Genomic DNA, 14,083 nt, shown 5'->3' with positions numbered 1-14,083 from the left:
GCCGTCACCGTCCCTTCGGCAGGCCGAGGATGCGCTCGGCCACGATGTTCCGCTGGATCTGCGAGGTGCCGGCCGCGATGGTGTACGACAGTGCGGACAGCCGGTCGAGCACCCACGGCCGGTCGAGGTCGAGGGAGTCGGGTCCGAGCACGTCGGCGGCGGCGTCGTACAGCTCCTGCCGGGCGTGCGAGTACCTCAGCTTGAAGACCGAGCCGCCCACCCCGGGCACGCCTCCGCCGCCCGTCCCTCCGCCGCTCGCCTCCGCCTCGCTCACGTTCCACTGCGTCAGCCGCCACAGCGCCCGGAACTCGGCGTTCAGCCTGCCCAGTCGCCGCCGGAGCACCGGATCGTCCCAGTGGCCGTTCTGCCGTGCGGCGACCGCGAGTTCGGCCAGCACCCGGCGGCACGCCACGACCTCGCCCACGAAGGCCGTGCCGCGCTCGAAGGAGAGCGTCACCATCGTGACGCGCCAGCCGTCGTTCTCGTCCCCGACCCGGTTCGCCACCGGCACCCGGACGTCGTCGAGGAACACCTCGGCGAACTCCGCCGAGCCGGCCAGGGTCCTGAGCGGCCGTACGGTGATGCCGGGCGCGTCCATCGGCATGGCCAGCCAGGTGATCCCGCGGTGTCTGGGGGCGTCGGGATCGGTGCGCACCAGCAGTTCGCACCAGTCGGCGACTTCGGCGTGCGAGGTCCAGATCTTGGACCCGTTGACCACGTAGTGGTCGCCGTCCCTGCGCGCGCGGGTGCGCAGCGCCGCGAGGTCGCTCCCGGCGTCCGGTTCACTGAAGCCCTGGCACCAGACCTCCTCGCCGCGCAGGACGGGCGGCAGCCAGCGGGCCCGTTGCGCGGCGGTGCCCTCGGCCGCGATGGTCGGGCCGGCGTGCAGCAGTCCGACGAAGTTGGCCCCGACGTAGGGCGCGCCCGCCTTCTCGGTCTCCTCGAGAAAGATCAGGTGCTGGGTGGGGGTCGCTCCCCGGCCGCCCGCGTCGACGGGCCAGTGCAGACCGGCGTACCCCGCGTCGTGGAGCATCCTCTGCCAGCCGAGGTCGTAGGCCCGGCGCGCGGGCCAGTCGTCGGGGGACGGTTTCGGCGGGAGCGCGGGCAGCACCTTGGCCAGCCACTCCCGCAACCGGACGCGGAACTCCTCCTCCTCGGGCGTGTGGGCGAGGTCCACTAGTCGTCCAGGTCGAGTTCCAGCATGCGGATGGCGTTGCCGCGCATCAGCTTGTGGACCGTCTCGTCGTCGAGGCCCTTCACATGGTCGAGGGCGACCTCCTTGGTGTGCGGGAAGGTCGAGTCGACGTGCGGGTAGTCGGTCTCGAAGGTGGCGTTGTCGCGCCCGACGACGTCCAGCGAGGCCACGCCGTGCTTGTCGCGGAAGAAGCAGCAGAACATCTGCCGGTAGTAGTACGTGGAGGGCGGCTCAGGGATCGTGTCTCGGACCCCGCCCCACGCCCGGTGCTCCTCCCACACGTCGTCGGCGCGCTCCAGGGCGTACGGGATCCAGCCCATCTGCCCCTCGGAGTAGGCCAGTTTGAGGCGCGGGAACTTCACGAGGACGCCGCTGAAGAGGAAGTCCATCATCGAGGCCATCGCGTTGTTGAAGGAGAGCGAGGCCTGGACGGCGGGCGGCGCGTCCGGGGAGGCGGCCGGCATCTGCGAGGACGACCCGATGTGCATGTTCACCACGGTCCCGGTCTCCTGGCAGACCGCGAAGAAGGGGTCCCAGTAGCCCGAGTGGATGGAGGGCAGGCCGAGGTAGGTGGGGATCTCGGAGAAGGTCACCGCCTTCACCCCGCGCGCGGCGTTGCGCCGGATCTCCGCGACCGCGAGCTCCACGTCCCACAGCGGGATCAGGCACAGCGGGATCAGCCGCCCGCCACTGTCACCGCACCACTCGTCGACCATCCAGTCGTTGTAGGCGCGCACGCAGGCCAGCGCGACCTCCTTGTCGTGCGCCTCGGCGAAGGTCTGTCCGCAGAAGCGGGGGAAGGTCGGGAAGCACAGGGAGGCCTCGACGTGGTTGAGGTCCATGTCGGCCAGGCGTTCCTTCGGGTCCCAGCAGCCGCGCCGCATCTCGGCGCGCGTGATCCCCTCCAGGGTCATCTCGTCGCGGTCGAAGCCGACGGCGGCGATGTTGCGCTTGTACGGGAACTTCAGGTCCTCGTAGATCCACCAGTCCGTGGGCGGACCGTCCGGGTCCATCGTGATCTGGTACTTGCCCGCGACGTAGGCGAGTTCGCCGATGCCCGCGGTGAGGGGTTGCGGTCCGCGCTCCCGGTACTTCCTCGGCAGCCACGTCTCGAAGAGGTGCGCGGGCTCGATCACGTGGTCGTCGACGCTGATGATGCGGGGCAGTTCGGTCATGGGTCCCCTCCGCCGGAGATACATATCTGATGGCCCGTCAGATACCGCGCCACAGGGACGCTACTCCCGGACCCCTGGACCGACAAGGCGGCGAGCCCTACGCTCTCGGCACGATCTGACGTGTCGTCAGGTCAGCGAGCGAGTCGAGCCGCAGAAGAAGGTGCCCGTCATGAACGACACCGCTCACGCCCTGGATTCCTCCCGCACCCTCTGGGAACTGGTCACCCGCCGCGCCGGCCTCACCCCCGACCACCCCGTCTTCCACCAGGACGAGCGCACGCTGAGCTTCGGCGAGCTGCGCGACCGCTCCGAGCGGGTCGCGGCCGGGCTGTACGACATGGGCGTACGCCCCGGCACGGTCGTCGCCTGGCAGCTGCCCACCCGCGTCGAAACGGTGCTGCTGTCCTTCGCGCTGGCCCGCCTCGGCGCCGTCCAGACCCCGGTCATCCCCTTCCACCGGGACCGCGAGGTCGGGTTCGTACTGCGCGAGTCGAAGGCGGAGTTCTTCGCGGTGCCGGGCCTGTGGCGGGGCTTCGACCACACGGAGATGGCGCGGCGACTGGGCGCGAAGGGCGTCTTCGAGGCGTACGACGTGCTGCCCGAGGGAGATCCGCGGGTGCTGCCCGCCCCGCCCGACGAGGGCACGTCCGTCCGCTGGATCTACTGGACCTCGGGCACGACCTCCGACCCCAAGGGAGTCCTGCACACGGACCGTTCACTGATCGCGGGCGGCTCCTGCCTCGCGCACGCACTGCGCCCCACGGCCGCCGACGTCGGCTCGATCGCCTTCCCCTACGCCCACATCGGCGGCCCCGACTACACGGTGATGCTGCTGCTGTACGGCTTTCCCGCGGTGCTGTTCGAGCAGTTCTCGCTGCCTGCCTCGCTGGACGGCTACCGCAGGCACGGAGTCACCGTGGCGGGCGGGTCGACGGCGTTCTACTCGATGTTCCTGGCCGAGCAGCGCAGACGGCCGGAGTCGAAGGTGATCCCGACCCTCCGGCTGCTCGCGGGCGGCGGGGCACCCAAGCCGCCGGAGCTCCACCACTGCGTCGAACGGGAGATGGGCGTACGGCTCACCCACGGATACGGCATGACCGAGGTGCCGATGATCACGATGGGCGCGCCGGACGACAGCGCCGAGAACCTGGCGACGACCGAGGGACGGCCGCCGGAGGGAATGGAGATACGGATCGTGGACGGCGAGGTGCGGCTGCGCGGAGAGGCCGTCTGCCAGGGCTACCTGGACCCGGCGCAGACCGCGGAGGCCTTCGACGGGGACGGGTTCCTGCGCACCGGCGACCTCGGACACCTCACCGACAGCGGGCACCTGGTGCTGACCGGCCGGCTCAAGGACGTGATCATCCGCAAGGGAGAGAACATCTCGGCGAAGGAGATCGAGGACCTGCTGCACGGCCATCCCGCCGTCGCCGACGTGGCCGTCGTCGGGCTGCCGGACACCGAGCGCGGGGAACTGGTCTGCGCGGTGGTGGAACGGGAGCCGGGGGCGGCGGAGCTGACGCGGGACGGGATGACCTCGTATCTGCGCGCCGCGGGGCTGGCCGTGCACAAGCTGCCGGAGCGGCTGGAGGTGGTGGACGCCCTTCCGCGGGGCGACACCCTGCGGAAGGTACTCAAGTACAAGCTGCGCGAACGCTATTCGGGGACCGGCCCGGGGACCGGCTCAGCAACCGACTCGCGAACCGCTACTCGGGAACCGTGAAGTAGCGGGCGAACGCCGTCACGACCTCCGTCTCGCCGACCTTGCCGTCCGCGTCCGTGTCGAGGACGGCGGCCGCCTCCCGCGCGGTCTCCTCACTCGCGCCGAGGGCCGTGAGCACCCGTACGGTGTCCGCGACGGTGGCCCGGCCGTCCCCGTCCGCGTCCGCGACGGCGAGCGCCGCGTGCAGGAAGGGGCGGGCGATCTCGGCGAACCGGTCCGTGTTGTCGCGCAGGCGCTTGACCGCGCCGTTCACGAACTCCTCCCGGGTGATCCGCTGGTCGCCGTCCCGGTCCGCTATTCCCGCCATGCCCTGCCAGAACGCCTCCGCGCCGACATACAGGGCCTGTCCCTTGTCGGACCGGGCCGCCGTACCGAACTCCGCGAGCAGCGCCTTGGCCGCCACGCTGAAGTCGGCGCGGTCGATGTAGCCGTTGCCGTCCTGGTCGAAGGTGGCGAACCGGGCGGCGATCTTGCGCTCGTACTCGCTGCTGACCATGTCTTTCGTGCCGCCTTACGTCACGTGGGGTGCGTCTGGCACGGAGCGTACGACGCCGACGGCTGTCCGGGAGCGGAAAACGACGCTTGTGCCAAGACCGGGGGAATTTCGGGACAACGGCGTGGCGGAGCGACCGTGCTCACACCACTCCCGCCACGCATGCCCCGCGCACCGGCCTCACGCCGACAGGGGGTCCGCCTCCTCCTGCAGGGCGTCGTCGACATCGGCGTACACGTCGAACAGCCGGCGGACACCCAGCGCGCCCAGCACCCGGTTGACGTGCGAGCCGTCGACCGCCCCCTGAGCGGGCAGGATCAGCCGCAGCCGGCCCTGGCAGGAGCGCATCAGGCGGCGGACGGCGATGAGGACGCCGACGCCGCTGGAGTCGCAGAAGAACACCTCGGAAAGATCGAGGACGAGGCTGTGGCGGCCCTCGGCCACCGCGTCGTGCACCCGCTGACGCAGCACCGGCGACGTCACCAGATCCAGCTCGCCCGACACCCGCAGCACGACCCAGTCGCCCTGCTCACCGTCCGTCACATTGAACGCCACCACCATGCCCTTCGTCGCCGGAAAAAACGGAAGCAGTCCCTACGCTTCCTTGCAGCGCGGCTGCCCAGCGGCCGTTCCCGGAAACACGGCAGAAAAAACGGCGACCGAACAAAAGGGGCTTGTTCTAGTCACCTTCGATCCTGTTCGATCGGGTCTGAGCCCCAGGGAGAGGGGTAGGCGCCGAGGCGAGGGCCCACTATCACCCTCGGCCGCGCAGGGGGCGCGCATTGCCACAAAGGGGCGTGCGACCTCGGACGTGCCGACTACATTCGAGGAGACCGTGGACGCAGTCTTGGCTGGGACGCAGGCAGGGTGAGGGGGCCGCATGGCGAAGAGGGACGCACCGCCCCGCTGGGACCGCAAGATGCAGCAGCGGCTCGCACGCGGTGAGGCGGCCGCCCTGGGCGAGCTCTACGACCGTTTCGCCTCCCTGGTGCACGGCCTCGCCCACCGCGTGCTCGGCGACGAGCGGGCCGCCGACGGCATCACCCGTGACGTCTTCATCCACGTCTGGGAACACCCCGACGCCTACGACCCCAGGCAGGGCCCCCTGCGCTCCTGGGTCGCCACGCTGACCCACCGGCTGGCGGTGCAGCGGCTGCGCGCCACCGAGACCGCCGCGCTGGCCCAGGCGGGACACGACTCCACCGAGGAACTGGAGCGCAAGGTGCGTCACGCCTCGGTCGCCGCCCGCGCCGACTACATCGTCCAGTCCATGCCCGCGCCGTTGCGCGCCGCCCTCGAGCTGGCCTACTTCCAGCGGCGCGACTACCGCCAGACCGCCGCCGACCTCGGCGTCACCGAGGACGAGGCCCGCCGCCGCCTGCGCCTGGGTCTCCAGCTGCTGTCCACCGCCCACGACGCCGGAGCGCCAGGAACACCGCCCGGATACGGAGGTGCGGCGTGAGCGACACCAGCCCGTTCGCGTCGGACGACGATCACGAGGGATTCGACCGCGACGACAAGGACGACAAGGACGACGAACGTCACAGCGCCTCGTACGAGGTGCCGGACGAGCCGCACGACGGTCCCGCCGGGCCCGACGCCCCCGGTGGCCCGGGAGATCACGACGGTCCGGTCGGTGGTGGCCGGGATCCCGGCCGGTCTCCGCGCATCCCCATGCCCCGCGCCTCGGTCGAGGACGGCGGACGGGCGCTGCCCGCGCTGTCCGCGCCGGAGGACTCGGGGTCGCTGGGCGACCTGGGTGGGCTGGGGAACCTGCGTGGACCGGCGGACCTGACGCCGCGGTCCGCCCCGCTCGTCCTGGAGCATCATGTCCTGAAGTCGCTCCTCGGGGCATGGGCGCTGGCCGCCTGCGCGCCGGAGGAGACGGCGGCCGTCGAGGAGCACCTCGGCGGCTGCGGCCCCTGCGCCGACGAGGCGCTGCGGCTGCGCGAGGCGGTCGGGCTGCTGCACCCGCCCGAGAGCCTCGACCTGGACCCCGCCCTGCGCACCCGCGTCCTCCAGGGCTGCCTCGACCGGCGCCCGCCCCGCATCCCGGTGCCCGACTGGGCCGGCCCCTACGACGCCGAGACCGCGCGCCTCGACGCGCTGCTCCAGGACATAGGGGACGCCGAGTGGCACGCCCCGGTACGGCTGCGCTGGTTCGAGGCGGACACCGCGACGAGCCGCCGTACGACCGTCGCCGGGGTCATCGCGCACCTGCTCACGGTCGACGGCCTGGTCGCCGTCACGCTGGGCCTCGACGACCCGCTGGGCGAGGTACCGGCGGACGCGCCGACCCCGGCCGCCCGCACCGAGGCGTACTGGCGCGCCTCCCACTTCCCGCCCACCCGTTCCGTGCGGGCGCCCTGGCGGGAACAGAGCCACGACATCGTGCGCACGGTCTCCTTCACCGGCGGGGGCGCCGGGAAACTGCCGGTCGCCTACGGCGACTTCGAGCTGCCGCTGCACGACGCGATGCTGGACCGCGCGTTCGAGTGCTGGGTGCACGCGGAGGACATCGCCGAGGCGGTGGACTACCCGTACGAGCCGCCCTCGGCGCGCCACCTGCACCGCATGATCGATCTCGCGGCCCGCATGCTGCCCCTGGTACTGGCCGCACGCCGGCGGGGCGGACTCTCCGCGCCCGGCCAGGGCAGGCATCTCGTCCCGGCGGGCGAGCCGGGCCGCAGCCTGCGGCTGGAGATCGAGGGCTCCGGCGGCGGCGAGTGGCTGATCCCGCTGGACTCCCCGGCGGCGCTGGGCTCCGCGGACCGCGAGGTGGCCCATGTGGCGCTCGACGGCGTGGAGTTCTGCCGCCTGGCGGCGGGCCACGTGTCTCCCGCGGAGGCGGCGGCGGGGCAGTTGGGCGACCGGGAGGCGATCAGGGACGTGCTGTTCGCGGCGGCGTCCCTGAGCCGGATGTAGGGGCGGGGCTTTCCGTACGTGCGGTGGTCGCGCCCAGGGGCGCGGGGAACCGCGCGAACGCCCCCCACCACCCGCGGCCGCCCGACAACCGAACGGCCATCGCCACTAGGCGAAGACGACCGTCCGTCGCCCGTTCAGCAGAATCCGTCGCTCCGCATGCCACTTCACGGCCCGCGCCAGCGCCTGGCACTCCACGTCCCGGCCGATCGCGACGAGCTGGTCCGGCGTCACGCCGTGGCCGACGCGCTCGACCTCCTGCTCGATGATCGGGCCCTCGTCGAGGTCGGCGGTCACGTAGTGCGCGGTCGCGCCGATCAGCTTCACGCCCCGCGCGTGCGCCTGGTGGTACGGCTTCGCGCCCTTGAAGCTCGGCAGGAACGAGTGGTGGATGTTGATGATCCGCCCGCTGAGCTGCTTGCACAGGTCGTCGGAGAGCACCTGCATGTAGCGGGCCAGCACGACCAGCTCCACGTTCTCCTCGCGCACGAGATCGACGAGCCGCGCCTCGGCCTCCGCCTTCGTGTCCTTCGTCACCGGGATGTGGTGGAAGGGGATGTCGTACGACCCCACGAGCTCGGCGAAGTCGGTGTGGTTGGACACCACGGCCGCGATCTCCACCGGAAGCGCGCCGATGCTGGCGCGGAACAACAGGTCGTTCAGGCAGTGCCCGAACTTGCTGACCATCAGCACGACCCGCATCCGGTCCTCGACCCGGTTGAGCTGCCAGTCCATGTGGAAGGCGTCACCGATCGCCGTGAAGCTGGCCCGCAGCTTGTCCAGGGTCACCGGCGCGTCCGCGGAGAAGTGGACGCGCATGAAGAACAGTCCCGTGTCGTGGTCGCCGAACTGCTGGCTGTCCTCGATGTTGCAGCCGGTCATGAAGAGGTAGCTCGACACGGCGTGCACGATGCCCTTCTTGTCCGGGCACGACAGGGTGAGGACGTACTGGTCGGCGGGGGCAACGGCTCGGCTGGACTGCTCGTTCATGCACCACAGGCTTTCATATCCAGCCGCACGGGCGGGCTGCCGTCCGCTACGCGGACCGCGTCATGATGCGCAGCACCTCGAGGGTGCGTGGCGGGGTGTCCGGGTCGTCCCCGTCGGCCGCCGCCATCCGCACGTGCGCGTCCCGTGCCGCCCGCACCGCCTCCGGCCACGCGTGGTGGTCGACGTACGCGGAGACCGGCGCGTCGGGCCCGACCTGGTGCATGATCCGCAGCACGCGCAGGACGGCGGTGTCCACGAGCGCCGCCTCCTGCGAGTCCCGGAAGATCGTGCCGACGTACTTCTCGGCGGACCAGTTGTCCAGCCAGGTGTCCTCGACGAGGCGGTACACGGCGTCGGTGACGTCACCGTATCCGTCCACGCCGGCCAGCCAGACGTCCCGCTGGAACGCCTGGTCGGAGAGCATGTGCAGCGCGGAACGCACATTGCTGCGCCAGCGCCACCAGGGCATGTCGTTCTGTGGCATGTCGCCCATGGTGGAGGAGCGACGGCCGCGACGGGAAGAGTTCTCCGAACCTTGCACGGTCATCGATCGTACGTTCCCCCTCACGGGCGTCTCGCCGACCCCCGCAATTCACCTCGGTGTCACCTCTCACTAACCGACGGTCACCCCCAGGTTAGTGATGTGGCGGAAGCGTGTGTGCCCATGACCGGCAGGCGACGCTTCCGCAGCACCTTCCTCCCCACGATCACCCGGCCCGTCAGAGCCACCGCCCTCGCGGCGGGGGCGCTGGTGGCGTGTGTGTCGCTGACGGCCGGCTGCGGGGCCGTCCCCGGTGTCACGGGGGGCTCCGGGGACGGCCCGATCACCGTCATGACCTGGGCGCCCGGCGACACCGAGGCGACCAACAAGCCCGGAATGCCCGCCTTCGCGCAGGCCTACGCCCGTTGGATCAACGGCAAGGGCGGCCTCAACGGGCGCAAGCTCAGGGTTCTGACCTGCAACGACCACAACGACAGCGTGACCGCGGCGAAGTGCGCCCGGCGGGCGGTGGAGGAGAACGTCGTCGCCGTCATCGGCTCCTACAGCCAGTACAGCGACTCCTTCCTCCCTCCGCTGGAGGGCGCGGGCATCCCGTACATCGGCGGCTACGGCGTCACCAGCGCGGAGTTCACCAGCCCGCTGTCCTACCCCGTCAACGGCGGCCAGCCCACCCTGCTGGCCGGTCTCGGCAAGGAACTCGCCACGAGCTGCGGCCCGGTGGCGCTCGTCCGCCCCGACTCCATCGCGGGCGACGAGCTGCCCGGGCTGCTGGACTCCGGACTGGCGACGGGCGGCCACCCGGCCTCCGCCGACCAGCTGGCGCAGGAGGACGCGACCGAGTACTCGGGGCAGTCGGACCGCGTCCTGCGGTCCATCACCACGAACCCGGCGAAGAAGGGCTGTGTGGTGCCCGCCCTCGGTGACCGCACCGGCACCTTCATGGACTCCTTCCGGCGGGCCCGAGAGGACTTCCCCGCGGTGCGCACCGCCATGACGCTCGGCAGCGTCGACCAGACGGTGATCAACGCGTCCGGCGGGCGGTCGGGTCCGTACGAGGGGGCGTACATCACCGGCTGGTACCCGGTGGCCAGTGACAAGCGCTGGGACGGCATGAAGGACGTCATCCGCGAGCAGGCCTTCGACGACAACCGGATCGACCCGGCGGACGCCGGCGTGCAGACCACGTGGATCGCCTACACCGTGTTCCGGCAGGTCGTGGAGTCACTGGGCGACGGCGAGGTGACGGGCGACACCGTGACGCACGCCCTCGACGAAGGGCTCGAGGTCGGCACCGGCGGCCTCACGCCCACCCTCCGCTGGACCTTCCAGAGCAGGCTCGCCACGGTCGGCTTCCCCCGCCTGGTCAACGCGGACGTGACCCTCCAGGTCGTCCGACAGGGCCGGCTGGCCGCGGCGGGCAAGGGCTTCACCGACGTCACGAAGACACTGGCGAACGCCCAGCTGGACTGACGGGACCACGACGCGTCGGACCAGGACCGTCCGGGCCGGTGGCGACACCGGCCCGGACGTCCGCGTCACAGCTGGGTCGGCGTGCGCTGGGTCAGGCCGTACGGCTTCGCGATGGCGTTCCACAGCTGGGACGCCCTGGCCTTCTCGGTGCTCGCCGTGCCGCTCGCCCGGTTGCCGGCCACGGTCTGGCCGGTGGTGCGGGCCTGGCCCTTCTTGCAGCCCTTCTTGCCGGCGACCTGGTCGGCCCAGGCCGCGTAGTGCTGGTCGGCCGACGCGGACGCCTGCCACGCCTTGGTGAGGGCGGTGGTCAGCTCGGCGTGGCTCGGGAGCTTGTCGACCGTGAGGCCGGACAGACGCGTGACGAGCTGACCGCGCTGGGCGGCCGCGGCACGCAGGTCCTTGGCCGCCTGGCCGAGGTTGTCGCAGGCTCTCACGTCGGCCACCGCGCTGATCACGGAGGCCCGGCTGTCACCGCTGTCGGCGAGCAGCTTGTCCAGCGCGGTGGCCTGCTGCTCGGCCGGGTCGGCGGACGGCGAGGAGGAGCCCTCGGTCGTGGGCGCCGTGGCGGACACGGGCTGGTTCTTGTCGTCGCTCCGGTCGTCGCCCCCGCCGCCGGCGAGCAGCGCACCCGCGCCGATGCCGAGCACGACGATGCCGATACCCACGGCGGCGATCACCGGCACGCGTGAGCCCCTACGACCGCCCCGGCCTCCCCGGCCGCCGTCGTCACCGTCGTCGTACCCGCCGTGCCGGCCGCCGCCCGGGCCTGGCGGGGTGTACGCGGGCTGCGCGGAGTAGGCGGCCGGGGCGGGCCGCTGGGCATCCGGCTGGGCGAAGCGTGGCATTTGCTGGGTGGCCCCGGCCGGGCCGTCGCCACCCGGCCCGCCGCGGAAGAGGTTGTCGAACTCGGCGGGCGGCTGCCGGTCCTGCTCCCCGCCCGGCCCCGCGCCGTACGACGCCCCGGCCGGCTGCCCGGGCACGGGCGCGATGAACTGCGTGGCCTCCGCGTCGGGATGGCCGGCAGGCGGCAGCGGGCCGGCGGCGGGCAGCGGACCCGCGCCGCCCCGACCGCCCTGCGGGGCACGGCCCAGGAAGTGCGTCGACTCGGCGGCCGACTCCGCGGGCATCTCGGGCGGCAGCGCCCCGGGCCCCACCGGCGGAAGGTACTGCGTGGCCCCCTCGTTCGCGGGCGCGACGACGGGTGGCAGGTACTGGGTGGCGCCCTCCGCCAGGGAGGCGGGGGCGGGGCCCGCCTGGACGGGGGGAAGGTACTGGGTGGCGCCCTCGTTCGCGTATCCGCCCGTGGCGGGCGGACCGAAGCCTCCGGCCGGCCCGTACGACTGCGGGGTCTGCGTCCCCTCCGGAGGCAGCGGCTGGGACGGCTGGGAGGGTATGGAGCCGGACGCCTCCGGCGCGCCCCAGGGCGCGGGCTGCGCCGCGTGCGTGGGCTGCTGCGCCGCCTGCGCGGGCGGGGCGCTCCAGCCCTGCCCCGGCGGCTGGGCAGGGGCCTGCTGCTGTTCCGGGCCCCAGGGCGTGCCCCAGGCCTGGCCGCCGGTCGGCGCCACGGCGGGGGGCTGCTGCCCGCCCTGCGGCGCGGCCGCGCCCTCGCCGTACTGACCGCTCTGCTGCCCGCCCTGCGGGACGGCCCCGTGACCGCCGTACGGACCGGCCTGCTGACCGCCGTACTGACCACTGTCCTGACGGCCGTCCTGCTGGCCGCCGTACTGACCACTGCTCTGCCGACTGTCCTGCTGACCGCCCTGTGGGCTGTCCTGTCGGCCGCCGTACGCGCCCGTGTATCCGCCTGTCATGCCCGGCAGCAGGGGTTCCCCGCCGTCGGAGGGCAGCACGATGCCTTCGCGCGCGGGGCGCGCCGAGGGCTCCTCGCCCTGTCCACTCTGCGTCACCGGGACTCCTACTAATGGGGGACCTTCGGAATCGTCGGCTCACGCTACCGGGTCCCCGGAGTCCGATGCCACGCAGCTCAGGACGGGACCTCCTTCCCTGTGACCGCGGTAACAAAACCGGCCCGCGGACCGCTGTACATGTCACCCCGTGCGCGTCAACCCGCCGTTACCCGCACGTTCATCTGTCCGCGGACCCCGTGTTCACGCCGCGGCCTGGAGCTCCATCCGCGCCCCGAACTCCCTGACCACCGGCTCCTCCCGGTACGGCTCCAGTCGCTGCTGGAAGTCCTCCAGGTACTCGGCACCCCGGTTGGAGCGGAGGGATTCCAGCAACTCGACCGCTTTCAGGCCGGTGTTGCAGGCCTGTTCCACCTCGCGCTGCTGCACCTGCGCCGTGGCGAGAAGCACATAGCCGATGGCCCGCCGTCGCGCCCGCGTCTCCGGATGGCCGTCCAGGGACTCCTGCGCGCACCGCGCCGCCGCGTCCGCCTGCCCGAGGTCACGGTGGCAGTGCGCCAACTCGTCGGCGAGGTAGGCCTCGTCGAAGTGCGCGATCCACGCGGCGTCGTCCCCGGACGCGGCGTCCGCCGACTCCAGTGCGTGGATCGCCCGCCCGGACGCCGCCTGGGCCGCCCGCGCGTCGCCCAGCAGGGCGTGCCCGCGCGCCTCCGCCGCGTGGAACATCGCCTCGGCCCGCGGTGTCACGCGACCGCGCGCCCCCTCCTGCGCTGCCCGCGCCAACTGGGCGATCTCGCGCGGGTTTCCGAGCTGTGCGGCGAGGTGGCTCATGGAGGCGGCGAGCACATAGCCGCCGTAGCCACGGTCCCCCGCCGCCTGGGCGAGGCGCAGCGCCTGGATGTAGTACCGCTGTGCGAGGCCCGGTTGGCCTGTGTCGACGGCCATGTAGCCCGCGAGTTCGGTGAGTCGGGCCACGGCCGCGAAGAGGTCGCGGCCGACGGCCTCGCGGTAGGAGCCGGCGAGCAGCCCGGAGACCACGCTGTTGAGGTAGTGCACGACGACCGGGCGCACGTGCCCGCTGCCGTACTGGTGGTCCAAATCCGTGAGCGCCTGTGTCATCGCGCGCACGGCCGCCACGTCGGACTGCCCCACCCGCGGTCCCGCCGCACGCGCCACCTGCGAGTCCGGCGAGGAGATCAGCCAGTCGCGGCTCGGCTCGACGAGCGCGGACGCGGCGACCGAGGAGCCGGACAGGAAGTCACGGCGCCCGACATCGCTCCGCCACAGCTCACAGACCTGCTCGATGGCCCCCAGCACCGTCGGCGAGAACTGGAGACCCACCCCCGAGGCGAGGTTCTTGCCGTTGGCCATGCCGATCTCGTCGATCGTGACCGTCCGGCCCAGCTTGCGGCCCAGCGCCTCGGCGATGACGGCCGGGGCGCGCCCGCGCGGCTGCTGTCCACGCAGCCAGCGGGCCACGGACGTCTTGTCGTAGCGCAGGTCGAGGCCGTGCTCGGCACCGCACATGTTGACCCGGCGGGCCAGCCCGGCGTTCGAGCAGCCGGCTTCCTGGATGAGCGCCTGCAGTCGTTCGTTCGGCTGCCGCGCGACGAGCGGCCTTGCGGCCATTGGCGTACCCCCTGTGGCTACGGTGCCTGCCCACGCACCGAGTTGACGTGTCTTCCAGAGCCACGAGCCTCACGGTGCACCGGCTCGTGCACCGAAAAGATCCGGCCTTGAAGATCAAT

Annotated in this window: 12 protein-coding genes; 4 read left to right on the top strand and 8 right to left on the bottom strand. The window is 72.2% G+C overall.

The features are described 5' to 3' along the window. Positions 1–4: 4 nt before the first annotated feature. Together OG985_RS25815 and OG985_RS25810 are read right to left on the bottom strand one after the other, a co-directional pair. Positions 5–1,177 (bottom strand): acyl-CoA dehydrogenase, encoded by a 1,173-nt coding sequence (locus tag OG985_RS25815; protein WP_371670713.1) that lies wholly within the window; start codon positions 1,175–1,177, stop codon positions 5–7. After that, complete coding sequence (locus OG985_RS25810; RefSeq protein ID WP_371670712.1) at positions 1,177–2,370, bottom strand: amidohydrolase family protein; 1,194 nt, start codon at positions 2,368–2,370, stop codon at positions 1,177–1,179. The genes OG985_RS25815 and OG985_RS25810 overlap by 1 nt, the downstream gene beginning before the upstream one ends. Positions 2,371–2,539: 169 nt before the next feature. Between OG985_RS25810 and OG985_RS25805 the strand changes: the two genes are divergently transcribed. After that, positions 2,540–4,093 carry a class I adenylate-forming enzyme family protein gene (locus OG985_RS25805; RefSeq protein ID WP_371670711.1) on the top strand — a complete coding sequence of 518 codons (1,554 nt, stop codon included), beginning with the start codon at positions 2,540–2,542 and terminating at the stop codon, positions 4,091–4,093. Here the strand turns inward: OG985_RS25805 and OG985_RS25800 are convergent. After that, a complete protein-coding gene (locus OG985_RS25800; RefSeq protein ID WP_371670710.1) occupies positions 4,077–4,589 on the bottom strand; it encodes an EF-hand domain-containing protein in 513 nt (170 codons plus the stop codon). The two genes, OG985_RS25805 and OG985_RS25800, sit on opposite strands and share 17 nt — an antisense overlap. 177 nt (positions 4,590–4,766) lie before the next feature. Then, complete coding sequence (locus tag OG985_RS25795) at positions 4,767–5,147, bottom strand: STAS domain-containing protein (RefSeq protein ID WP_371670709.1); 381 nt, start codon at positions 5,145–5,147, stop codon at positions 4,767–4,769. 319 nt (positions 5,148–5,466) lie between these two features. On the opposite strand from OG985_RS25795, the gene OG985_RS25790 reads away from it, so the two are divergent. Together OG985_RS25790 and OG985_RS25785 are read left to right on the top strand one after the other, a co-directional pair. Next, on the top strand, positions 5,467–6,048 hold the full coding sequence (locus tag OG985_RS25790; RefSeq protein WP_371670708.1) for a sigma-70 family RNA polymerase sigma factor: 582 nt from the start codon (positions 5,467–5,469) through the stop codon (positions 6,046–6,048). Beyond that, positions 6,045–7,511: a zf-HC2 domain-containing protein gene (locus OG985_RS25785; protein WP_371670707.1), complete on the top strand. Its 1,467-nt coding sequence runs from the start codon at positions 6,045–6,047 to the stop codon at positions 7,509–7,511. The genes OG985_RS25790 and OG985_RS25785 overlap by 4 nt, the downstream gene beginning before the upstream one ends. A gap of 105 nt (positions 7,512–7,616) precedes the next feature. Here OG985_RS25785 and purU read toward each other — a convergent pair whose 3' ends face one another. Together purU and OG985_RS25775 are read right to left on the bottom strand one after the other, a co-directional pair. Further along, complete coding sequence (gene purU / locus OG985_RS25780) at positions 7,617–8,498, bottom strand: formyltetrahydrofolate deformylase (protein WP_371670706.1); 882 nt, start codon at positions 8,496–8,498, stop codon at positions 7,617–7,619. A gap of 46 nt (positions 8,499–8,544) precedes the next feature. Continuing rightward, the gene (locus tag OG985_RS25775; RefSeq protein WP_371670705.1) at positions 8,545–9,045 is read right to left on the bottom strand and encodes a hypothetical protein; all 501 of its coding nucleotides are present in this window, start codon (positions 9,043–9,045) and stop codon (positions 8,545–8,547) included. A gap of 117 nt (positions 9,046–9,162) precedes the next feature. Here OG985_RS25775 and OG985_RS25770 point away from each other — a divergent pair, with 117 nt between their 5' ends. After that, complete coding sequence (locus tag OG985_RS25770) at positions 9,163–10,470, top strand: ABC transporter substrate-binding protein (RefSeq protein ID WP_371670704.1); 1,308 nt, start codon at positions 9,163–9,165, stop codon at positions 10,468–10,470. A gap of 65 nt (positions 10,471–10,535) precedes the next feature. On the opposite strand, the gene OG985_RS25765 is transcribed toward OG985_RS25770, so the two are convergent. Together OG985_RS25765 and OG985_RS25760 are read right to left on the bottom strand one after the other, a co-directional pair. Continuing rightward, positions 10,536–12,377: a hypothetical protein gene (locus OG985_RS25765; protein ID WP_371670703.1), complete on the bottom strand. Its 1,842-nt coding sequence runs from the start codon at positions 12,375–12,377 to the stop codon at positions 10,536–10,538. A 201-nt stretch (positions 12,378–12,578) separates the two neighbouring features. Next, positions 12,579–13,964 (bottom strand): transcriptional regulator, encoded by a 1,386-nt coding sequence (locus OG985_RS25760; RefSeq protein ID WP_371670702.1) that lies wholly within the window; start codon positions 13,962–13,964, stop codon positions 12,579–12,581. Positions 13,965–14,083: the final 119 nt, after the last annotated feature.

The organism is Streptomyces sp. NBC_00289, from assembly GCF_041435115.1.
Taxonomy (GTDB): domain Bacteria; phylum Actinomycetota; class Actinomycetes; order Streptomycetales; family Streptomycetaceae; genus Streptomyces.
The sequence above is the reverse complement of the archived record's forward strand: the minus strand, read 5'-3'. Positions and strand labels throughout refer to the sequence as shown.